Raw genomic sequence first — 22107 nt, forward strand, 5'->3', positions numbered from 1 at the left:
CTATGCTGTACCGCCTTCCCCAATCTCTGAAATGGCTTCGTGTGGGTGGATCCCATCGTTCTAAGCAAGAGCGCCAGATCGTGCGCAGCCTGCTGGCCTTTGCTGGGGCGCTGCTGGTTATGGATGTTGTGCTTCTGAGCGCCCTTCGCTAGTCCAACTTGGCAAGCCCATCGTTAGGTGATTCCGAACAAGTCTAAGTCTGAGGCATTCCTCTAGCACTGCTACAGGCAAGCACTCTCAGCCCCTTGCCCATTATGAGGAGAGGGGATCCCAGAATTGGCAAACAGTTGCACTGCAACTCGAAATAACCCTAACCCGATCAGAGGGTGGGAAGGGTTTTCCAAGTTACCAAGTTGCCTGTCAGGCAACTGTTAATTACCAGCAAAAGGCTAGCTGGGATCCCTTGTGCTGCGAGGGCAAGCCGCCGGGGATGGGGGCCGGATCGGGAATAATGGAAGCGGCCCCAGCCGGGAGAGCTGGGTTTTCCCCGCGCTGAGGTCGTTGTTTCCCTTCTCTTGAGGCCGGCTATGGTTTTGCAGGAGGCGGCGGGCGTGCCCCGCATCAACGCGCGCGAGTCGGATGTTTTCGACATTTTCAACCTGAAGCATTATCTCGGCCCTAACCCCTATCTCAATACAGCCGCTTTCACCTTCGACTTTGCCCTTACCCAGTGCCCACAGCCGCTGCCCATTGATGTCTACCTGTCCAAGGTCTGCTTCCATTTCCCCCAGTTGCAGGAGGGATCCTATCCTTCCTACGCCCACTTGTTTGCCCGGCTGGTGGCGGAGGTGAACCGGTTGCAGATGGATCTCCACTTGCAGAAGTGGAGCTGTCACCTGTTTCCAGAGTATGTGCGCATCGCGGTGCAGACCTTGCATGGCCGTACCACTCGTGCCGCGGTTTATTTTGCTTGGGATTGGCTGGAAGCCATCGCCCAGGGGCAGCCCTTCGACGTTGAAGGGGAGATGCGCCGCCTGCAGCAATTGTTTCGCGACTCAGTGTACGGCGGGCCGACGGTCTATGCCCTCTTGCGGGCTGCTCACGAACGCGGGATCCCTACCTACTACCTATGGGATGAAGGGGTGATGCAGTATGGCTATGGTCGCAACCAGGTGCGAGGGGTGGCCACCACCTTTCACTGCGACAGCCATCTCGACTCTGACTTCACCACCCGCAAAGACGATTGCAAAGCCTTTCTGGCGGCGCAAGGGTTCCCCGTGCCCCAGGGAGAGGTGGTCGCCTCTTTGGCAGAAGCTTTGCAGCAAGCGCAAGAAATCGGCTATCCGGTGGTGCTCAAGCCGGTGGCCGGCCACAAGGGGATAGGGGTAACAGCAGGCATTCAAACCCCGGAAGAACTGGCCTTTGCCTACGAGGTAGCCGTGGCAGCCCTTCCCCCTGAGGAGCCCATCCGACTGATCCTGGAAAAGCATCTGCAGGGCACCGATTTTCGCCTGTTGTGTGTGGGAGGCCGCTTTGTGGCGGCTACAGAACGACGCCCCGCCTCAGTGACGGGAGATGGCCAAAGCACCATCGGGCAGCTCATCGAGCAGGCCAACCGGGATCCCGTCCGTTGGGATACCCCCACTTCTCCCCTGGGGCCGATCCAATGGGATGAGGCAATGGAGCGCTTTCTGGCGGAGCAGGGCTTGACGGTGGACAGTGTGCTGGAACCGGGGCGGACGGTCTATCTGCGCAAGGTATCCAATCTCTCGGCGGGAGGAGTGAGCCGCGATGTCACGGCCACCGTCCATCCCGACAACGTGGTTTTGGCCCAAACCATTGCCCAGCAGTTCTCGCTGGTGTGCTTGGGCATCGATGTCATTGCCCCCAGCCTGGAGCGCTCCTGGAAGGAGGGATCCCTGGGGATCATCGAGATCAATGCTGCGCCAGGTGTGCTCATGCACCAAAAACCTGCCATTGGCGCGGGAGTGGATGTGCCGGGGGCAATCCTCGACCATCTGTTTCCCAAGACGGCCCGCATCCCGATTTTGACCTTTAACCGCCTCACCTTGGCGGAGGCGCACACCTTGGTGGAGCATATTTTGTCCCACCGCCCCAACGCATGTGTGGGATCCGTCTGTCGGGAGGGCGTGCTGCTAAACCACAGCTCTAGACCCCTGCAGGGCAGCCTCTTTCGCCAGGTGAAAACCCTGCTGCGCCATCCCCAACTGGATCTGCTTTTGGCGGAAGCCGACGAAGAGACCCTGGAGCGGGAGGGCTTGGCCTACGAAGGCAGCGATCTGGTGGTGCTGCGGGATCCCTCCGATCAAGAGCTGCAAACCCTGAAACGGGATCTCAACCCCGGCGGCGCCCTCTTCCTGCAGCGGGGATCCACCCTAACTTTGACGGTGGCGGGCCAGGCGGAGCGATTTGAATTGCCGGGGACAGACCTTCAGATGGGGATCCTGCTGCGCTCCATGACCCTGCGGATCATCTGCAGAACCATTAGCCAGATGCTGAAGAACTGGTCTGGCCGAGGGGTTTTGGATTTTCTTCAGATTCTTGTAAAAGGGTAGGCAAAACAAGGGATCCCTGCTGGGGAAAAAGGCCGGCCAGCCAGTCAGCTCTACACCCCTCGGAAAGAAGCGCTATCATAGAAGTCCGTCGAATAAGCTCCCTTGGTCAAACCTTGCGAGGCAGATCGGATGGATTGGGTAGAAAAAGTGCTAGAAAAGATCCGGGAATGGGTGGAACGTGTGATCGACACCCTGCTGGGGAACCCCCAGCCTCAACCTGCTCCCATTCCGGTAGAAGATGGATCCCATCGTCGTCGTTAATCCGACTGCCATTGCCCCCGGCGGCGAGCCTCTCAGCCTCTTGGTACTGCATGGCCCCAACCTCAACCTGCTGGGGGTGCGAGAGGTGGGCATCTACGGCTCAGTATCCCTAGAGCAGATCGATCAGGCTCTGCATCGGCAGGCAGAAATGCTAGGGGCGAAGCTGGAGATTCTCCAGTCCAACCATGAGGGGGTGCTCATCGATGCCATTCACCGTGCCCGCCAGCAGCATGTCGGCATTCTGATCAACCCTGGGGCCTATACCCACACCAGCATTGCTCTCCGAGATGCCATTGCAGCCGTGGGATTGCCCACCGTGGAAGTCCACCTGAGCAACATCCATCGCCGCGAGCCATTCCGCCAGCACTCTTACATTGCTGCCGTAGCGGTTGGGCAAATCAGCGGCTTCGGGGCACAAAGCTACCTGTTGGGACTACAGGCTCTGGTGCAACACCTGCGCCTGCAATCTGTGTAGGATCTGTGTAGGTGCCCTCAGCTCTCCAGGAACTCCTGCACGGCTGTGCGAATAAAAGCTTCATCCTCGGGGTTTTGATGAGGATTACCGGCCCGGTGCCCCCAAATGGAGGGGATGATCTTGTAAACCGCGTTCGGGATCCATTCTGCCTCAGCCCGACAATCTTCTGGGGTGAAGTACAGATCCGTTTGGGCGGGCATCACCAGTGTTTTGGCCTGGATTGCCCTCAAAGCAGCCCGATAATCTCCCCGGTGAATGGGGTTGTCGCTGATATCGCAGCGAATCCAGGTTTCGATCATCGATAGCAAATTCTGCGGATCCCGGCGGCGGTAATTGGCCTCCCAGCCTCGCTCTAGATAATCTTCGAGAGAGGCATACCCCAAGGATTCATAGCATTTTTGGTTGAAAAAAGGTTGGGAAACAGCCCAACTGGCGTAGATGTGGGCAAAAGCTCGCAGACCCCGCTCTGGGACACCCGTAAATCGACGACCGTTCCAGGCGGGATCGGCAGTTAGGGCTGAGCGCAAACTCTCCAGAAAAACCCGATTGTGAACTGTGGTCTTGGCGGTGCCACAGAGGGCTACGATCCGTTCCACCCGCTCAGGAAACAGGGATCCCCAGTGATAGGCTTGCTGAGCCCCCATCGACCAGCCGTAGATCAGGCGGATGCGTTCGATCCCAAAGTGTTGGCGAATCAGGCTCTCCTGCAGGCGCACATTGTCCCAGTGGCTGAACCAGAAGCCATCTTCCCGCAAGCCACAGGCTGGATCGTTGCTGGGGGAAGTGGAAAGGCCATTGCCCAGCATATTGGGAATGAGGATAAACCACCGCTCCGGGTTGAGGATGCCGTCGGGACGGATCAGCCACTCCAGGTCAGGATGCTGAGCCCCATAGGAGGTGGGGTAGAGGATCAGGTTGTCTTTTCGGGGGGAAAGAGTCCCGTAGGTGGCGTAGGCGAGCGTGATTTGGGGCAGTTGGATCCCGCACTGTAGCTGAAAATCGTTCAGGCTCCAGGTGTAGTGAGTCATGCCTGAAATTGTTCAATCACCTGACGATGAACCCGCACATACCCCTGCCCTAGATGAGCCAGATGGGGCTTGAGGTATTGATGGGCATCGGCCAAAGCATGAAATGGAATGGAGGGGTAAAGGTGATGCTCAGCATGGTAAGGCATATTCCACATCAAAAAGCGGATTGGCCAAAGGGTAAGGGTGGTACGGGTATTGGAGAAGGGATCCTCGGTTTGGCTACAGCCTGTGTGCTCTGCCAGCAAAATGAAGCGCAAGATCGGCTGCCCTACCGCCAAAGGCAACAGCCACAGCCACACTATCCAGGGATCCCCCAGCAGAAGGGAGAGCAAGCTCCCAAGGCCGTAGACCCCTAGCTGCAACCGCACCGAACGAATGACCTCTTGGCGGGCCGATTCAGGAATGTAGGGATAGCCTTGCAACTGGCCGCTGGCTATGCGGATGTAGGTCTTCACCTTGCCGATCCACCAAGTCAAGCCGCTCAGCTCGAGCAAATACTCCGGCCAGCTCTGGGGTTTGGGATCCTCCAGCTCCGGATCCTTGCCCGGAATCTGGGTATAGCGGTGGTGCCATTTGTGGTATCGGCGATAAAAAGTGCTGTTGTAAAACGAGAGCAAGCCCGCCACCCAGGCTACCCCGTCATTCAGTTTTGGGCTGGCAAAAGCGGTGCGGTGTACACATTCGTGCAAAGCAGCAAACATCGTCGCCAAACTGGCCCCGTAAACCACCAGCGCCGGCAGGGCAATCCAGCCATTGACACCTTTCTGGGTCACCCACAGGCTGCCACTCACCGCCATCACCGCCAAATGTCCCAAAAGCTGCCGGAGCCCGGCTGAATTGGAGCGGACATTCAGTTGTCTGAGGCGCTCGCTCGGGATCAACCGTTGCGGATCCGGCAAAATCGGTGTTGTCTCGACAGCCATGGCCTGTTCTTGTGAGCTACGAGAATGGATAGAAGTTATCCAATATCAAACCGAGGTCAGACCTTTTCGCCTGTGTCCAAGACAACAAACCCTGGACCAAACTCCTAACCATGACTGCGGGGATCCGGCTGATTGGGGAGGATAGGCCCGCTCCGCTCCAGCTCAGACACCGGCCCGATGTTGGTCAACTGCAGGGGCTGTCCAGTTGCCAGAGCCAACACATTGGCCCGCAAAATCGACGGCGGCTGTTCGCCAATCGCCGATCCCAGCACTTCTCCCTGCCGATCCAAAAACAGAAAATGAGGGATGCCGTTCACCCGGTAGCGGCTCAGTTCTGGCAGCCACTTCGGATTGTCCACATTCAACATGACGAAGTTGACTTGATCGGCAAATTCCTGTTTCAGGCTGGCCAGGAGGGGCGCCATCGCTCGGCAGGTGGTGCACCAATCGGCGTAGAACTCCACCAAAGAAGGCTTGCCATTGGCCTGAGCTTGCTCCCAAGGTATGGCTTCTTGGGCTAGAGCCTCTAGGTTGCTGCCCGCCTGACGACCCTGGCTGGCCAAAAACAAACCCACCGCTAAGAGCACAGCTGCCGCGGCAATCAACCCGTTGCGCAACCGTTTTGCCCAGTCTTTCTTCATCCTTCCTCACCTTGCTAGGCGCTGGATCTGACCTCAGCCCTCGCCTTCACTGTTTTAGCATCCCACCCTGTCCCACCGGTTCCGGCCAGAACCGGGTCTATGCCATCCCACGATCTTGGGCCGGGATCCCGGCTGGAGAAGAGGGCCAGGTGAGCGATAATGGGTGCGGCGTTTGCACCGATGGCTCAGCGATGCGCATCTCCTTGAAGTGGCTGCGAGAACTGGTGGATTTCCAACTTTCACCCGAAGAACTGGGAGAGGCCCTCACCCTGGCGGGGTTTGAAGTGGAAGAGATTGAAGATCGCCGCACCTGGGCAGATGGGGTGGTTTTGGGCAGGATCCTGGCTGCCGAGCCTCACCCCAACGCCGACAAGCTGCAGGTTTGCCAGGTGGACTTGGGATCCAATCGGCCTGCCACCATTGTCTGTGGAGCTGCCAACGCCCGCCCTGGGATCCTGGTAGCAGTGGCCACGCCCGGCACCCATTTGCCCGCCCTCTCCCTCACCATTGCCAAAGCCGACAAGCGGGGGGTGATCTCGGAGGGCATGATCTGCTCTCTGGCAGAGCTGGGGCTGGAGAAATCTTCCGAAGGGATCCACGAATTCCCGCCCGACTTGGATCTGGAGGTTCATCCGCTTGGCTCTGATGTGCGCCCCCTTCTAGGCTTGGACGATGTGGTGCTGGATCTCACTTCCACCGCCAACCGGGCCGATGCCCTGAGCATGGTGGGGATCGCCCGCGAAGTGGCTGCCCTCACCCGCAACCCGCTGCGCCTGCCCCCCGTCCAGCCTCTCCAAACCAAGCCCATCCCCAACTTTCAGTTGCGCATTGCCGACGCCAAAGCCTGCCCCGCCTACAGTGGCGTGTTGATCGAGGGGGTGAAAGTCGGCCCTTCCCCCGACTGGCTAAAACACCGACTGGCCGCCGCCGGGATGCGCTCCATCAACAACGTAGTGGATGTTACCAACCTGATCCTGCTGGAATGGGGCCAGCCCTTGCACGCCTTTGACTGGGAGCGCCTGCTCCAGGTCATGGGCAAGAAGAAACCCACCATCGAGGTGCGCTTTGCCCAGCCGGGAGAAACCTTAAAGACCTTGGACGGCCAAACCCGCACCTTGCAAGCCGACAGTCATCTCATTGTGGCCGGCAGCCAACCGGTAGCCCTGGCCGGGGTCATGGGAGGGGAAGAAACCGAAGTCAGCTCGACCACCACCCGCATTTTCTTGGAAGCAGCCGTATTCGATCCGGCGGTGACGCGGCGCTCGGCCCGGTCTCAATCGCTACGTACCGAGGCTTCGACTCGCTATGAGCGAGGGGTTAACTTTGCCACCCTCGATCAGGCCCGAGATCGGGCGGTGCAGTTGATCCTGGAACTGGCAGGGGGAGCAGTAACCGGCCTTACCACCTTTGACCGGCGGCCCCCCCTGGAACGCAGCCTGAAATTGCGGCTGTCGCGGCTGATCGATGTGTTGGGGGACGAGGTGCAGGCGGCGGATGTGGAGGAGATCCTATCTGCCTTGGGCTTTCAGCTCTCCCGTTGCGAAGGGGCCAATTCCCAGAGTGCCCTCTCCCCCGCTACCGAGACGGCAACCGTGGCCCGCTGCGTCTGGCAGGTCGCCGTTCCCCCCTATCGCCTGCGGGACATTGAGCGGGAGATCGACCTCATCGAGGAGTTTGCCCGTCTCTACGGCTATGACCGCTTCTCAGAAACCCTACCCACCGAGCCGCAGGTGGGATCCCTTTCGGCGCGGGAAACATTCACCCGCCAGATCCGAGAAGTGCTGCGGGGCATTGGCCTGACGGAGGTGTATCACATCTCCCTCTGCCCAGCGGAGGAGGATGGATCTTTGGTGAGGATTGCCAATCCACTTTCGCCTGAATATTCAGCCGTGCGCAATGCGCTACTTCCCGGCCTGGTGGAGGCCTTCCGCTTCAACTGGGATCAAGGCAACGGCCCGCTGCAAGCCTTTGAAATCGGTCGTGTTTTTGCCCATGCCCTTCCCCCCAACCCCCACCCTTACCGGGAAGCTGAGCATATCGGCGGTATCTTGGGCGGGGATCCCAATCCCCACGATTGGCAGCACCGCAACCGACCCATGGACTGGTTCGAGGCCAAGGGACTGCTGGTCTCCGCTCTGGAGCGGCTGGGATTTGGCCCGGAGTTTCGTCTGGATCCCCCTGAAGAGCAATCGCCGCTGCTGCACCCCGGTCGCCAGGCCAGTTTGTGGATTGAGGGATCCCGCATCGGTTTGTTCGGGCAACTGCACCCCCGCCTCTGTCAGGAAAAGGGGCTGCCAGATCAGGTCTATGGGTTTGAGCTGCAGTTGGATCCCTTGCTGGAAAGCCTGGAGAGACGGGGCATTGTGCAATTTGTCCCCTTTTCGCCCTTTCCTGCTGCCGATCGGGATATCGCCTTCTTTGCGCCACTCGACCTTGCCGTTGGTGAGATCGAGAAGGTTATCCGTCGAGCGGGCGGAGCACTTCTCCAATCGGTGCAGCTTTTCGACGAGTACCGGGGCCAAGGAGTACCTGCAGGGCAGCGCAGCCTTGCCTTCCGCCTGGTGTACCGTGCTCCCGATCGCACCCTCACGGATGCGGAGGTAGAAGCTCTGCAAAACCAGGTGAGGGCGCAGTTGACAACACAATTTCCGGTTACCTTGCGCAGCTAGCCGACCACTTTACCCCAGCCGCGGCGGGCTGCCCTTCTCTGGCAGCATCTTCATCAGCAGTTTGGCCCGGCGTTGCTTGCTTCTGTGCCGGACGAATGGCTAGGACGGTTGGTGGGGGTGTCGGGAGATCTGATCCAACGTTGCCGTCGAGAAATGAGGATCCCCGCTGGCGCTTTGGGCTGCGGAGAGCAGAATTGAGACGGGGGGAGCCTCGGAGAGAAACTCGAGCGCTTGTCTCGCCAAAAGACAGGCTGCTGCCGCCTCAACCCCAGCAAAAGGACAGCAAAACACTTGGTCAAAGGAATTGGTGGCTTTCAGGCTGCAGCACGATCTCGCTCGGTACAGCACCGGCGGGCGCTGTGAGGGCAAAGTGGATGGCTTCCGCAGCCGTGGCAGGGCTGAGCATCTTGTCTCGCTGCACCTTCAGGCTGATGGGATCCCAGAAGGGTGAGTCGATGCCCCCGAAGTAAAACAGCGTAAATCTGACTCCAAAGCGCTTCAGCTCATCGGCCATGCACTTGCTAAACCCGACCACCCCAAACTTGGCCGCACAGTAAGCAGAGGCCATCGCCATGGGATGACGTCCAAGGACGCCGGGGAAATTGAGGATGTGGCCGGATTTTTGCTCCCGCATGGGGTTGGCAGCCAGTTGGCTGGTGTAGAAGCTGCCCTTCAGGTTGACCGCTATCATCCGCTCTAGGTCTGCGGGGGTTAGTTGCGGAGCAGGTTTCAGGATCCCGGCCCCGGCCAGGTTGATCAGCACGTCAATGCGCCCATGCGTTTGCACCGTTTGGTTGACCAGTGCCTCTACCTGGGCATAGTCTGTCACATCGGTAGGGATCCCCACTCCAGAGGCAGCCCCCAGAGAGAGCGATTTCTCCACCAGAGTTCGCAGAGGCTCCTCTCGCCGAGCGGCCAAGACCAGATGGGATCCAGCCTGAGCCAGCATGGGCACAAGGGCACTGCCGATACCCCCCGTTGCCCCCGTGATCAGAATGACCGCCTGCGATAGTGGAGAAGACACGTTACGTTTCTTAAACTCTCTTTCCCATCATACACAGGGATCCCGACAAGCCAGTCACAGCCCCACTGGATCCCTCGACAGAGGTCATCTGAGCGGTGGAGAAGACAGGAAAGGCTGGTACAGCCACAACCCACTGAACCCCAGGGTTAGGAGAGTGAGGGGCAGGCCAAAGCGCAGATGTTCCCCAAACGAAAGCACATAGCCTTTTTTGGCCGCTGCCTCAACCGTGATCAGATTGGCCACCGCCCCAAATAGTGTCAAATTGCCTGCCAAAGTGGAGCCAGCAGCCAGCAACAGCCAAGCGGTGGTCTCCTGTCGGGGCAGGAACGATTGCAGCAACAGCACCGCCGGCACATTGGAGATGAGGTTGGATAAAACGGCCACACTACTCAGCAGGGCAAGAGGGGATCCCGCCAGACTCTCTGCCAAGGATCCCAAGCCCATCCCCCAAACAGTGACCAGCTCTCCCGTTGCCCGCGTTAGGATGAACAGCCCGGAAAACATCACCAGCAGATTCCAGTCCACCTGCCCCAAAAATCGCTCCGGCTTCAGCCTGCGGGTAATCAACAACAGGGCCGCCGCCACCAAAGCCGATTCTGCCAAGGGAAGTCCGGCTACAAAGGCCACAAACAGCCCCCCCGTAATCACCACGCTCTTGCGCAACAGGGGCGGGTAGAGCCGCAGCGGCAGCCAAGGCACCCGAGCAAAGGGTTTCAACGAGCGCACCTCAGGGTAGTACAACCACAGCAACCCCACTTCCAGCAGCAGCCCTACCACGGCAATGGGGGTCATCTGGGCAGCAAACTCCAGATAGCCGATCCCAGAGAAGGAGCCGATCAAAATATTCTGCGGGTTGCCGCTCAGGGTGGCGACGGATCCCAGGTTGGTGGCTGCCGCCAAGCCCAGCAGATAGGGAATCGGGTTTAACCCCAGCACCGTTGTGACCTGCAAAGTCAGGGGAGTAAACACCAGCGCCAGCGTGTCGTTGAGCAGGAAAGCCGAGAGCAGCCCGCTGCCGAACACCAGCATGATCAACAGACCAAAGGGGCTGCGGCTCACCCGAATCAAGCCCAGCAAAGCCAACTGAAAAGCCCCCCCATAGGACAAGCTGGCATTTACCACCATCATGCTCAGGAGAAACACAATCGTGGTCGGGTCAATGGCTTCCCAAGCCTGCCGTAGCGACAAGGTCCCCAAGCCAATCAACAGGGCGGATCCCACCAGGGCGATGGTGGCCCGGTTCATACGCAACCTAGGCAGGGATCCCAGTCCCAACCCGACATAGCTCAGGCCCAACACCAACCAAGACAGCTCCCGCACCCCCCGATCCCTCCCGCACTTCTTTCAGGATCCCTGATGGGTTCAGCCAATGGCAAAGGCTGGAGTTGAAACAGGCCCAACATTCCCGATACTCAATGAAGTCACAAATAAGTCACAAGAACCAATCATGGTCAGAAACCTTTCGGGATAGTCCAACAGCTCCGCTGGGCCAGCGCGTTCGCCTCGGCGAGCTGCAGACCGAGCAGAGGTGGCGAGAATATCCAAGGTCTGGCCATCGTTCGTAGGATAATGGGAGCCCGCAGACATTGAGTTACCCACCGTTCACTGAGGAGTTGTCCCCTTGGTCAAAGAACGCGTAGAGGTCATCGTCCCGGCCACCACCGCCAATTTGGGGCCAGGGTTCGACTGCATCGGTGCAGCCCTAGAGCTCTACAATCACTTCTATTTTCGCGAGATCCCTTCTGGCCTCAGCATCCACTACCGCGGCAGCGACCACATTAGCCAGAGCAAGGACAACCTGGTGTACCGGGCTTTTTGCCGCGCCTTTGAGCTGCTGAGTAAGCCTGTGCCGGGGGTAGAAATCGAAATCACCCTCAACGTGCCGCTGGCGCGGGGGTTGGGCAGTTCTGCTACCGCCATTGTCGGCGGCTTGCTGGGGGCCAATGCCATTGGGGCGCTTAACTTAGCTCCCGAAACCCTCCTACAACTGGCCATTGCCCTAGAAGGCCATCCAGACAATGTGGTGCCCGCCCTGCAGGGCAGTTGTCAGCTTTGTGTGCAGGGACAGCAGGGGCAGTGGGTGTTCTGTCCGGTGGAGTGGCATGAGAGCATTGGCATCCTGGCTGTGGTGCCCAACTTTAAGCTTTCCACCCAAGCGGCCCGCGAGATCCTGCCCAAATCCGTCAGCTTGGCGGATGCAGTTTTTTCCAGCAGCCATCTGGGCCTACTCATCCGCAGCCTGCAGTCGGGGCGGGTGGACTGGCTGAAGGTGGCCCTGCAGGATCGGCTGCACCAGCCGGCGCGTATGGAGCTGATCACCGGGTTCAAAACGGTTCAAGCTGCAGCCATGGCTGCCGGAGCCTATGGAGTGGTGATCAGCGGAGCCGGGCCTACCCTTTTGGCCCTCTGTGCTCCCGAGAATCGGGAACGGGTGGGATCCGCGATGGTCAGCGCTTGGGCGCAGTTGGATATTGAAGCAGAGGCCAAACTGCTCAATCTGGATCGGCAGGGGGGGCGGGTGGTGATCCACTCCCAGCAATCTGGATAGGAAACTTCCTGTCCAATCGGGGAGCTACCCTGCTGCCGGGAAGCCGTCTTGCAGCAGCAACACCAAAGGCGGAAGAAATAGCCAAGCCGCCACCATCAAGGACGCCACTGCCGCCATCAACACCGCTGCCGCCGCGCAATCTTTGGCGATCTCGGCCAAGAGGTGATACTTGCTGCCCAGGGTGAGATCCACCACTGCTTCCAGAGCGGTATTCACCAGCTCCAGCGCCATCACCAAACCGCTGGTTAGGCTAATCACGGCCATTTCCAGGGCGCTCAGCTGCAGGCCCAGCCCAAGGCCAAAGGCCATCACCGCCATCACCATGTGGATGCGGAAGTTGCGCTGGGTGCGGATGGCATAGACTAAGCCCTTGCCCGCGTAGTAAAAACTTTTGCCCAGGTTGTCGGCCACTTGCCAAGAGGGGGGGCGTCGCCAGGGATCCCTTCCCAAAGGCTCGGCACTGGCTGCCCGATCCGCCTCAGATGGCTGCGCTGGGTCTCTGGAATGGACGCGCCGCCGGAACACCGCCAGGCGAGAACGCTCCGGCAACCGACTAGGGCTGTTGGCCATGGGCCACCTCCCCATCCAGTTGGATGGCGGCGAGCAACTGTCGCTGTTGCTGCAACATGCGCTGCAGGGACAGTTCATCCGGGTGATCCCACCCCAGCAGATGGAGCAACCCGTGGCTGGCCAACCAGGCCAACTCTTGCGAAAGACGATGCCCCTGCGCCTTGGCTTGTGCGCGGGCGGTGGGCACCGAAATCACAATATCCCCCAGCAGGCGTACCCCCGTTATGTCTTGGATCTCAAAGGGGGCAAGCATCTCCTGTGCGGCAAAGGCCAGCACGTCGGTAGGCTCGTCGAGGTGGCGAAACTCGCGGTTGAGCTGGCGGATGTGTTCATCGGAAGTGAGGCAAAGGCTGAGCTCGCATGGCTCCTGGACTCCCAGCTCTTTCAGCCAGATCTCAAACCAATGACGCCAAGTGGCTTCTTCAACCGGGCTTGGGATGTTGAATTGCAGATAGAGATCTAAAAATCCATCCATGCGGGCCTCACTCACACCACGCCCCTTATTCTACTGGTTTGCCCAGATTGGGCCAGGTTTTGCTTCTTTGCTCCGCAAGCTGCTGCAGCGCCTGTCGTAGTCGATTCTCCAACAGATGGCAGCCTGAGTCCAAATCCTCTGTCGGGAACAGATCTCCGGCAACGCCGACCGCCCAGGCCCCTGCTTGCAGGTATTCCGCTGCCCCGGCCAAGGTGACTCCCCCGGTGGGGATCAACGGCAGGGATCCCAGCACCGATTGTAGATGGCGCAGGTAGCGGGATCCCCCCATGCTCTCCACCGGAAACACCTTCACTGCCGTTGCCCCCGCCTGCCACGCCCTCCAGATCTCGCCGGGGGTGAGGGCACCGGGCACGATGGGCAGCCCTACTTCCCGACCCCAACGGATGACTTGCTCATCGGTGAAGGGGCAAACGCAAAACTGGGCTCCTGCCTGCCAAGCCTGCTCCGCCATCTGTCGATTGAGAACAGTGCCCACCCCTATCCAACACTGCGGGTGGTCTTGCCGCAGTTGGGCAATCAACTCCAGGTATTGGGGAACTTGCGTGGTGATTTCAATGTGGCGGATCCCGGCCCGGATGGCCAGCATGGATCCCTCTAGGGCCTGGGCTGGGCTGGCACAGAGGCGGATCACCGCGATCAGCGGCTGCTGCCACAGATGGAGTAGCCAGGGGTGCTGTGACCCTTTCCCGAAACCGCACTCAAAATCCTCGAATACCATCTGTGGGGAAATACCCTCTCATCGGTTTCTCATCTTTGCCAGATGTTGAGGTCGCTGTCGCTCGCCGGTGGGTTGGGCTGCCCACCATCAGACCCATGAGATCCAAAGGTTAGTACGAGCCTAACAGCGGTGTGGTTATTTCAAACAGGTTTGAGACAGTTCCCGGTTGCCCCTCGCCCCTAACCCTTCTTTCCCTGGGAGAGGAAAGTCAAAACAAAGAAACGAATAGTTTCACTGCTCCTGAGAGTGACGCCGCTGTGTCGCTAGGGTCTTTTTCTTATGTCCTGTCGCTTCTTTCTATTTCTTGTCAAGCAGCCATAACCGGCAATAGCCAGCTCAGGCTCGATCAGATCCGTGGGGATCTTTGTATCCTTAGGGTCGATGGGTCGGTTGCAGAGGGTGTGAGGAGTGACGAGTCTGAGTCGTGGGGCACGCAGGCTAAAAGGGTGGATAGCGCTCGGATTGCTCACCCTCTTGCTGTTGGGGGGACTGGGGGGGGTTGCCCCGTCTCAGGCGCAGAATGTCAACCAATTGCAACAGCGGCAGCAGCAGATCCAGCAACAAATCCAGAGCACTCAGCGCCGCCTGGGAGAACTGCGCCAAGCAGAAGAAGAAGCCCGCCGCCGCATGGGATCCCTGCAGCAAAACATTCGACAGACCGAATCCAGCCTTCGCGACAATCAGTATCGTCTGGAACAAGCCCAGAAAGCCCTGGAGCAAGCTCAAAAGGAGCTACAGGAGCTGGAAGACCGCCTGAGACGGCAGCAACAGGGCACGGCTGCCCGTTTGCGCTACATGCAGCGACAGGGGGCCGAACATTGGTGGGCTTTGCTGCTCACCAGCCGTGACTTGAACGAGTTTTTCGACCGCCGCCACCAACTGCAACTGTTGATCGAGGCGGATCGGCAGTTGATCCAAGAGCTGCAAGCAATGGCCAAAGAGGTGGATCAACAGCGCATTGCCCTGGAGATGCAGCGCAACGAGATTTCCTTGATTTTGCAGGAGCTGGCCGCCCAGAAGAATCAACTGCAGCAGCAGGCTGCCGCCCAAGAGCAACTGGTGGGCCGCTTGGCCAACGAACGCGCGGCCTATGAAGCAGCCCAACGGCGGTTGGAAGCCGATTCTCGACAGCTCACCAGTCTGATCCAGCAACTGATCGCCCAGCAGGCCCAACAGCAAGGGGGCAGGGATCCCGTTCAAGGGACGGGCCGATTCATCGCTCCGGTGCGCGGGCCGATCACCAGTGGCTTTGGCTGGCGGGTTCACCCCATCTACCGCAGTCGCCGCTTTCATGCGGGGATTGATTTTGGTGTGCCCACCGGCACTGCGGTGAGAGCCTCCGACCGGGGCACCGTCATCTACGCCGGCTGGTACGGCGGCTATGGCTACACGGTGATTGTGAATCACGGGGGCGGCATCACCACCCTGTACGCCCACAACAGCCGCGTTGCCGTTGGGGTAGGCCAGCAGGTACAGCGGGGGCAAGCAATTGCTGCTTCCGGCTCCACCGGCCTCTCCACGGGGCCCCATGTTCACTTTGAAGTGCGCGTCAACGGCCAACCGGTCGATCCCCGCCGCTACCTCTGAAGCAAAGCCTCCGCCGCCACCGGCCTCAGGGATCCCGCCTGCAATGTCCACCGCACATCGGCAATGGAGGACAGCTCCTCCGGGTCGTGAGAAACCACCAGCACCGTCCAGGTGGACTTCAGCCGGGCCAACAGCTCGATCAACTGCCGCCGCACCGACCAATCCAATCCCGCCGTCGGCTCATCCAGCAACAGCAAAAACGGGCCACGGATCAACTGGACGGCCAGGGCCAAGCGCCGCTGTTGCCCGCCGCTGAGGCGGTTTGGGGAGGTATGTAGAGGGATCCCTTCCAATCCCACCTGTCTGAGGGCGTTTTCGATCTCTTTTCTCTGTAGCTCTGGATAACCAAAGCGCATTTCCTCCAGCACCGTCAAGCCGCAAAAGTGGCGCTCTGGAAACTGAAACACCAACCCCGCCATGCTGCGCAAGCGGTTGGGGGAAAGTTCTGCCCCTCCCCAGGTAATCCGTCCTTGGGTGGGCCGCGCCAAGCCAGCCAAAATCTCCAGCAGGGTGCTCTTGCCCGCCCCACTTTTGCCCACGATCAGCCCCAACTGGTTCAGGCCCAACTCAAAGGAAAGATCGTTGAGAATGGACTGGGAAACGCCTGCCGGATGGTAGGAAAGATGCTGAACTTGCAACATGGGGGGCAAAAGAGGGGGATGCTGTCGTTATTTTGGCACCGGAAGATCCCCGCGCGACAGCTATGGCCCTTCTTCAGCAGGAAGGTCGAAGCTTGGGAAACACCTCTATCCGGAGGAGCAGATTAAGCTAGCCTGAAGGTAGGGTAAATTATCGCTCTGGTTATCCTGATGGCGCAGCCTTCTTCTGCAGATTCTCCTTCGGTTGGGGCGGGATCCCCCCCCCAGCTGAGTTACACCCGCCTGGCCATGCGCAACATGGTGCGCAAAGGCAAGACTTCCCTGCTTCACTTCACCCTGACAGCGGTGGGGTTGGTGGCCCTGCTGGTGGGGCTGGCCTACCTGTTTCACTAAGTTTTCACTGAGTTCCGCGAGAGTGTCCTGGCTATACCCTCTTGCAGTTGTTCCTAGGGCGGGAAAGCCACACCCTGAAAGGTCTTTCTTGTTACACTCCATGTCGCTTCTTAAGCTTTTCCCAAGATTAGGTGTTAGGAAGGAACAAGCAGCAATGGCTCCTACGGTTGGACCTACGGTCCGCTTCCGCGAACGAGCGCACGGCAATCCCGGCTGCTGAAACGCCAACCTTTGGCTTTAATGCTACGCAATGTGCTACGCACCGCTATCGCGAGCGCTAACGCGACTGGATTTTGGCCTATGCAGACTTCGCCAGACCTCACCTCCGCTCGTTCTGTCATTCGCCTGCTGTTGTTTGCCAAGAGTCGAGCTGTCGTTGCCGAACTTGAGGAACATCTGCGCCAGCACATCCAGGGGTTGCCTGGTCAATACCCTGCCCAACTGGAAGTGGTGCCACTGGAGGAGCACCCCTACCTAGCAGAGCATTACAAGCTGGTGGCGACTCCGGCTCTGGTCAAGGCTGAGCCCTTGCCTGCTCAGGTTTTGGCGGGCGGAGACTTGGCGACGCAGTTGGAAGTGTGGTGGCCCCGTTGGCAAGGCCAGGCGGCTAAGGCCTCCGGCCCGCTGACGCGAATGGCTTCCCATGGACCTACGGTCCGCTTCCGCGAACAAGAAGGGGCAGGACAGGATCCCACCTCCCCTCCGACCACCGAGGCGCTGTTGCAAATGTCGGAAGAGGTGTTTTTGCTGCGGCAGGAGCGGGCCCAATTGCGGGAGCAGTTGGACTTCAAAGATCGCGTTCTGGCCATGCTGGTGCATGATTTGCGCAGCCCCCTGACGGCCACGGCTTTGGCGGTCGAAACCCTGCAACAGGGGCGCGAGGGATCCCTGGACAAAGCGCTAGAGCGGCAGTTGTTCGACCACGCGCGCCAGCAACTGCGCAAGATGGACAGCATGATCACCGACATTCTGGAGTCGGCCCGTGGCGCTGCCTCAGAGCTGAGAATTCGAGCCGTAGAAACCCAGTTGCCCGGCCTCTGTCAGGCGGTGATCGAGGAGCTATGGCCGCGCATTCAAGGCAAGCGGCTGCAGTTTCAAGCGGATATTCCCGTGGATCTGCCCTCCGTCCATGTGGATCCCGACAAGATCCGCCAAGTTCTGTTCAACCTGCTGGACAACGCCATCAAGTACACCCCTGCCGAGGGATCCATCCGCCTCGATGTCCTCCATCGCACCAGCCAAAAGGTGCAGGTGACCGTCAGCGATACCGGCCCTGGGATCCCGGAAGCCGACCAAGAGAGCATCTTCTCCGATTCCGTCCGCCTGTCCCGGGATCAGCAGCAGGAGGGCTATGGCATCGGCCTTTCCCTCTGCCGACGGATTGTGCGTGCCCACTACGGCCAGATTTGGGTGGAGTCTTCCTTGGGCAAAGGCAGCAGCTTTCATTTCACTTTGCCTGTATATCGGCTCTGCAAGCGCTAGCCGAGAGCTGGCTCCCCAGTGGTGCAAGCCCTCAGAGACTGACGGTTTTCCAGCATCAAGGAGTTGCCAACAGCCGGCAGAATAGGCACGTACGGAGTCCTGGGTTTACTGCTCGCGCTGCGCGACGCTTCCGCGTTGGAGCGGTTCCGTCTTTCAGGTCTTTTGCGTTTGAATGGGTTAAGGATCCCTTGGCTTTTTCCTCTTCATCTTCTTCATCTACAGTAAAGTGCTTCTCGATGAGTGCTTCTGGGATGAGCCCCGTAGAGACGAGTCGTTGTGCCGCTGAGCTGCCCCTACTGCTGGCTCCGGCAGGGGATTGGGAGTGTGCCAAGGCGGCAGTGGAAAACGGAGCCGATGCCATTTACTTTGGGCTGGAGCGCTTCAACGCCCGGATGCGCGCCCGCAACTTTACGGAAGCGGATTTGCCGGAACTGATGGCCTGGCTGCACCGGCGGGGGGTACGGGGCTATGTTACTTTGAATACTCTGGTTTTTCCAAGAGAGCTGACGGAAGCCGAGGGATACATCCGCTCGATGATTGCGGCGGGGGTGGATGCGGTGATTGTGCAGGATATCGGCATCGCCCGCCTGATCCGGCATCTTTCCCCCGATTTCCCCATCCATGCTTCCACGCAAATGACCATCACCAGTGGAGTGGGAGCGGAGTTTGCCGCTGAGCTGGGCTGTGAGGTGGTGGTGCTGGCGCGGGAATGTTCCCTCCAGGAAATCGCCCAGATCCAGGCCTATCTGCAAGAGAAGGGATCCTCCCTATCTCTGGAGGTCTTTGTGCATGGGGCGTTGTGCGTGGCCTACTCGGGGCAATGTCTGACCAGCGAGGCGCTGGGGGGGCGTTCGGCCAATCGGGGGGAATGTGCCCAAGCCTGCCGCATGCCCTATGAGCTGGTGGTAGATGGGATCCGCCGCGACTTAGGCGAAAAGCGGTATCTGCTCAGCCCTCAAGATTTGGCCGGGCTGGAGGTGCTGCCGGAGCTGGTGAAGCTGGGGATCCGCTGTCTGAAAATTGAGGGCCGACTGAAATCCCCAGAATATGTAGCCAATGTAACGCGGGTGTATCGGCAGGCGTTGGATGCGCTGGGAGCGGGGCAGCCGTGGCAGCCTTCGCAGCAGGAACGCTACGAGCTGGAGATGAGCTTTTCTCGCGGGCTTTATACGGGCTGGCTGCGGGGCATCAACAACCAGGAGCTGGTGCACGCGCGGTTTGGCAAGAAACGGGGGGTTTACCTGGGGCAGGTGGTGGGGATCCAACAGGATCAGGTGGTGATCCGGCTGGAGGCACCCCTCAAAGCCGGGGATGGCGTGGTGTTTGACCAGGGGCAGCCGGAGTTGCCGGAGCAGGGGGGACGGGTTTACCGCGTGCAAGAGAAGCAGGGGCTGGCCTGGATCAGCTTTGGAGAGGGGGCCATTGACCTCAAACGTCTGCGGGTGGGGGATCGCCTCTGGAAGACCAGCGACCCGGAACTGGAAAAACGCCTGCGCCAGAGCTACGCCGGGGATCACCCCCGCTTTCAGCGGCCCGTCCACATGGAGGTTCACGGCCAAGTGGGATCCCCGCTGACGTTGATCGTGCGGGATGAGCAGGGACACACGGTGCGGGTGGATTCGCCGCTGCCTCTGGAGGCTGCCCACCACCAACCCCTCACCACGGAAAAACTGCAACAGCAACTGGGCCGTTTGGGCTCCACCCCCTTCAAATTGGAATCTCTGCACAATGCCCTGCAAGGGGAGGTGATGCTGCCGGTGAGCATGCTCAACCAGATGCGCCGACAAGCGGTGGAACGCCTACAAGCTCTGCGGGCCCAGCCCCCGCGCTGGCAACTCAACCCTGAAGCTCGCTGGCAAGATCTGGTGCCTTCTCAGGAGGAGCCCGCAAGGGGATCCCCGCAGTTGGTGGCGTTGGTGCGGGATCCGGCGCAACTGCCGCCGGTGATAGCCAGCGGTATCCGGCAGATCTATCTGGAGTTTGAGGATCCCCGCCGCTATCGGGAGGTGATCCGCACAACCAAAGCCATCCATCCTGAGGTGGAGCTGTGGGCTGCCCCGCCCCGCATCACCAAGCCGGGAGAAACCTGGATCCTAAAGCAAGTGTTGGCCGCTGGGGCCGATGGCTACTTGGTGAGAAATTACGATCATCTCCGTTTCTTTGCCGGGCAGCGCTGCATTGGGGATTTTTCGTTAAATGTGGCCAATCCCATCACAGCCTACTATCTCAAAACCCGCTACAACCTAGAGCGCTTGACGGCTTCCTATGACCTCAACCATGAGCAACTGGGATCCCTGCTGCAAGCCGGCCCCGCCCATAGGTATGAGGTTACCCTTCATCAACATATGCCCCTGTTCCACATGGAGCACTGCGTCTTTTGCGCCTTTTTATCCAGCGGAACGGATTACACCAATTGTGGTCGCCCATGTGAAAAACACGAGGTGAAGCTGAGGGACAGGGCCAATGTCGAGCACATTTTGAAGGCCGATGCCGGCTGTCGGAATACCCTCTACAACGGCAAGGCCCAAACGGGGGCAGAGTATGTGCCGAAATTATTGGCCTTGGGCCTGCGCTATCTGCGCATCGAATTTTTGCATGAATCCCCCGCCGAGATCCAACAAACCCTGCACCGCTATCAGCAACTCCTACAAGGTCAACTCAGCGGATCCCAACTGTGGCAGGAGCTGAAGCTACACAGCCAATTGGGGGTTACGCGCGGGTCTTTGGAGAGTTAACGGCTGCGCTGTCTTTCTCTAGGGCGCCGGCTCTGCAGCTGTGCTCCGACCGGAGCAATGCGAAAAACATTCCGGCAAAGTTGGCGTAAAATTTCCTCAGGGTATTGTTATTCCCAGGTGCTTCCCCAACCTCTTCTCAGCTTTTTCTCTATCCTCTGGTTGCCGTGAAACACACCCTCAGCGCCCTCGTGCAGGATCAGCCTGGCGTTTTAACCCGCATTGCGGGGATGTTTGCCCGTCGCGGCTTTAACATCGACAGCCTTACCGTTGGCCCCACCGAACGACCGGGGATCTCTCGTATCACTATGGTGGTGCAGGGCGATGAACACGATGTGGAGCAGATGACGAAGCAGCTCTACAAGCTCATTGACGTGCTGAAAGTAACCGACATCACCCATGTTCCCTGTGTGGAACGGGAGCTGATGCTGGTCAAAGTTAACGCCAGCCCCGATACCCGCTCCGCCATCATGGATGTGGCCCAAATGTTTCGTGCCCGGATTGTGGATGTGGCAGAGGAGTCTTTGACTCTCGAGGTAACCGGGGATCCCGGCAAAATGGTGGCCATCATCAAGATGTTGACCAGCTTTGGCATCCGTGAGATCGCCCGTACCGGCCTGGTGGCTCTCACCCGCGAGTCCGGCGTGAATACGGAATACCTGAAGCAACACCCCACCTTAGTTACCGTCTGATGGCCTCAGGGGAAGCGATGCCAAAACTGGGGTGGAGTTGTAGGGGATCGGTTCTGCGGGGCACGATTAGCCTTGTGGCTATTGTGCTGGTGGGGCTGCTGGTCGGCTGTGGCCCCAGGCCGCCAAAACCGATTGTGCAGCAGGCCCTCGCCTATCAGATCGCTCATTTGTCCGGGCCGGTGGGATCCTTGGTGGGCAGTGACCAGCTAGCAGCCCGCCTGCAATTGCAGGATGTGAAAATCCGCCAGGATCGCCGTGAACCCTTGCTGTTGGCCTCAGGAGAAACCCTGGAAGGCCATCACCTCAGCGGTACCTACACCCTAATCGTGCATCCGCCGGGATCCCGCCGCCCCTATCGCCGCAAAGGGGATCCCTTCCAGCTCACCCTGGCCCACCAAAAGGCACAAACTGTTGCTACACAACGCTCGCCCGACCGCGTCAAAACCGTGCCCGAACGGTGGCTGCTGGCCTACAGCTCACCGGATTCCAAGACTTGGGAGGTCATCGACTTTCTGCCTCAGCCCGCACCGGCACCGGAGTTGCCTCCTGCCGGGCCAGAACCTACACTGCCGGCAACTGCACCTGCTGCCGCCGACGTTGGCAGGACGGAGTCCGATGGAGCTCCCAGCCCTACCAATACTTCCACTCCCACCTGAAGTAGAGCATGACTCTAGTCAATAATAAGCTCAACTATACTGAAAATAATGTATAATATGTTCAGTACGGATTACTACCAGTTGATCTTTCTGTTTA

General features: G+C 59.3%; 20 protein-coding genes. 11 read left to right on the forward strand and 9 right to left on the reverse strand.

The annotated features are described in order from the left end of the window. Positions 1–2: 2 nt before the first annotated feature. The 3 genes from ACVWVQ_RS01245 to aroQ all read left to right on the forward strand — a co-directional run bounded on the left by ACVWVQ_RS01245 (position 3) and on the right by aroQ (position 3252). Positions 3–152, forward strand: coding sequence for a hypothetical protein (locus ACVWVQ_RS01245; RefSeq protein WP_011429585.1), 150 nt, complete (start codon positions 3–5; stop codon positions 150–152). Positions 153–527: 375 nt separating this feature from the next. Beyond that, complete coding sequence (locus ACVWVQ_RS01250) at positions 528–2516, forward strand: acetate--CoA ligase family protein (protein WP_457506443.1); 1989 nt, start codon at positions 528–530, stop codon at positions 2514–2516. 238 nt (positions 2517–2754) lie between these two features. Then, on the forward strand, positions 2755–3252 hold the full coding sequence (gene aroQ, locus ACVWVQ_RS01255) for a type II 3-dehydroquinate dehydratase (protein ID WP_049749607.1): 498 nt from the start codon (positions 2755–2757) through the stop codon (positions 3250–3252). A gap of 17 nt (positions 3253–3269) precedes the next feature. On the opposite strand, the gene ACVWVQ_RS01260 is transcribed toward aroQ, so the two are convergent. The 3 genes from ACVWVQ_RS01260 to ACVWVQ_RS01270 all read right to left on the reverse strand — a co-directional run bounded on the left by ACVWVQ_RS01260 (position 3270) and on the right by ACVWVQ_RS01270 (position 5844). Then, positions 3270–4280, reverse strand: coding sequence for an alpha/beta fold hydrolase (locus tag ACVWVQ_RS01260; RefSeq protein WP_457506445.1), 1011 nt, complete (start codon positions 4278–4280; stop codon positions 3270–3272). Continuing rightward, positions 4277–5203: a fatty acid desaturase family protein gene (locus ACVWVQ_RS01265; protein WP_414399867.1), complete on the reverse strand. Its 927-nt coding sequence runs from the start codon at positions 5201–5203 to the stop codon at positions 4277–4279. Before ACVWVQ_RS01265 ends, ACVWVQ_RS01260 begins: the two co-directional genes overlap by 4 nt. A gap of 104 nt (positions 5204–5307) precedes the next feature. After that, entirely contained in the window at positions 5308–5844 is a 537-nt protein-coding gene (locus tag ACVWVQ_RS01270) for a thioredoxin domain-containing protein (protein WP_457506447.1), read from the reverse strand. A 191-nt stretch (positions 5845–6035) separates the two neighbouring features. On the opposite strand from ACVWVQ_RS01270, the gene pheT reads away from it, so the two are divergent. Beyond that, positions 6036–8513, forward strand: coding sequence for a phenylalanine--tRNA ligase subunit beta (pheT, locus tag ACVWVQ_RS01275; RefSeq protein WP_457506486.1), 2478 nt, complete (start codon positions 6036–6038; stop codon positions 8511–8513). Positions 8514–8808: 295 nt separating this feature from the next. Here pheT and ACVWVQ_RS01280 read toward each other — a convergent pair whose 3' ends face one another. Next, on the reverse strand, positions 8809–9537 hold the full coding sequence (locus tag ACVWVQ_RS01280; protein ID WP_457506450.1) for an SDR family oxidoreductase: 729 nt from the start codon (positions 9535–9537) through the stop codon (positions 8809–8811). Between the two features lie 84 nt (positions 9538–9621). After that, a complete protein-coding gene (locus ACVWVQ_RS01285; RefSeq protein ID WP_457506452.1) occupies positions 9622–10857 on the reverse strand; it encodes an anion transporter in 1236 nt (411 codons plus the stop codon). Between the two features lie 301 nt (positions 10858–11158). Between ACVWVQ_RS01285 and thrB the strand changes: the two genes are divergently transcribed. Then, positions 11159–12085 carry a homoserine kinase gene (gene thrB / locus ACVWVQ_RS01290; RefSeq protein WP_414355493.1) on the forward strand — a complete coding sequence of 309 codons (927 nt, stop codon included), beginning with the start codon at positions 11159–11161 and terminating at the stop codon, positions 12083–12085. Between the two features lie 24 nt (positions 12086–12109). Here thrB and ACVWVQ_RS01295 read toward each other — a convergent pair whose 3' ends face one another. Genes ACVWVQ_RS01295 through eda form a run of 3 tightly spaced genes read right to left on the reverse strand, consistent with a single transcriptional unit; the run spans position 12110 to position 13869 of the window. Next, positions 12110–12655, reverse strand: a complete 546-nt coding sequence (locus tag ACVWVQ_RS01295; protein ID WP_457506454.1) for a diacylglycerol kinase family protein — start codon at positions 12653–12655, stop codon at positions 12110–12112. Next, a complete protein-coding gene (gene ybeY, locus ACVWVQ_RS01300) occupies positions 12639–13130 on the reverse strand; it encodes an rRNA maturation RNase YbeY (protein WP_457506456.1) in 492 nt (163 codons plus the stop codon). The genes ACVWVQ_RS01295 and ybeY overlap by 17 nt, the downstream gene beginning before the upstream one ends. A 25-nt stretch (positions 13131–13155) precedes the next feature. After that, positions 13156–13869 carry a bifunctional 4-hydroxy-2-oxoglutarate aldolase/2-dehydro-3-deoxy-phosphogluconate aldolase gene (eda, locus tag ACVWVQ_RS01305; RefSeq protein WP_457506458.1) on the reverse strand — a complete coding sequence of 238 codons (714 nt, stop codon included), beginning with the start codon at positions 13867–13869 and terminating at the stop codon, positions 13156–13158. A 462-nt stretch (positions 13870–14331) separates the two neighbouring features. Between eda and ACVWVQ_RS01310 the strand changes: the two genes are divergently transcribed. Beyond that, positions 14332–15456: a murein hydrolase activator EnvC family protein gene (locus tag ACVWVQ_RS01310; RefSeq protein WP_457506460.1), complete on the forward strand. Its 1125-nt coding sequence runs from the start codon at positions 14332–14334 to the stop codon at positions 15454–15456. On the opposite strand, the gene ACVWVQ_RS01315 is transcribed toward ACVWVQ_RS01310, so the two are convergent. Continuing rightward, on the reverse strand, positions 15447–16097 hold the full coding sequence (locus ACVWVQ_RS01315) for an ABC transporter ATP-binding protein (RefSeq protein ID WP_457506487.1): 651 nt from the start codon (positions 16095–16097) through the stop codon (positions 15447–15449). The genes ACVWVQ_RS01310 and ACVWVQ_RS01315 overlap by 10 nt on opposite strands. 168 nt (positions 16098–16265) lie before the next feature. Between ACVWVQ_RS01315 and ACVWVQ_RS01320 the strand changes: the two genes are divergently transcribed. The 5 genes from ACVWVQ_RS01320 to ACVWVQ_RS01340 all read left to right on the forward strand — a co-directional run bounded on the left by ACVWVQ_RS01320 (position 16266) and on the right by ACVWVQ_RS01340 (position 22010). After that, a complete protein-coding gene (locus ACVWVQ_RS01320) occupies positions 16266–16448 on the forward strand; it encodes a DUF3285 domain-containing protein (protein ID WP_414352125.1) in 183 nt (60 codons plus the stop codon). Positions 16449–16748: 300 nt separating this feature from the next. Next, positions 16749–17930: a histidine kinase gene (locus ACVWVQ_RS01325; RefSeq protein ID WP_457506462.1), complete on the forward strand. Its 1182-nt coding sequence runs from the start codon at positions 16749–16751 to the stop codon at positions 17928–17930. Positions 17931–18166: 236 nt separating this feature from the next. Then, positions 18167–20665 carry a peptidase U32 family protein gene (locus ACVWVQ_RS01330; protein WP_457506463.1) on the forward strand — a complete coding sequence of 833 codons (2499 nt, stop codon included), beginning with the start codon at positions 18167–18169 and terminating at the stop codon, positions 20663–20665. A 164-nt stretch (positions 20666–20829) separates the two neighbouring features. Further along, the gene (gene ilvN, locus ACVWVQ_RS01335; protein ID WP_011432604.1) at positions 20830–21354 is read left to right on the forward strand and encodes an acetolactate synthase small subunit; all 525 of its coding nucleotides are present in this window, start codon (positions 20830–20832) and stop codon (positions 21352–21354) included. Positions 21355–21428: 74 nt separating this feature from the next. Then, positions 21429–22010, forward strand: coding sequence for a hypothetical protein (locus ACVWVQ_RS01340; protein WP_457506465.1), 582 nt, complete (start codon positions 21429–21431; stop codon positions 22008–22010). Positions 22011–22107 lie beyond the last annotated feature (97 nt).

The organism is Thermostichus sp. MS-CIW-36 (genome assembly GCF_054059035.1).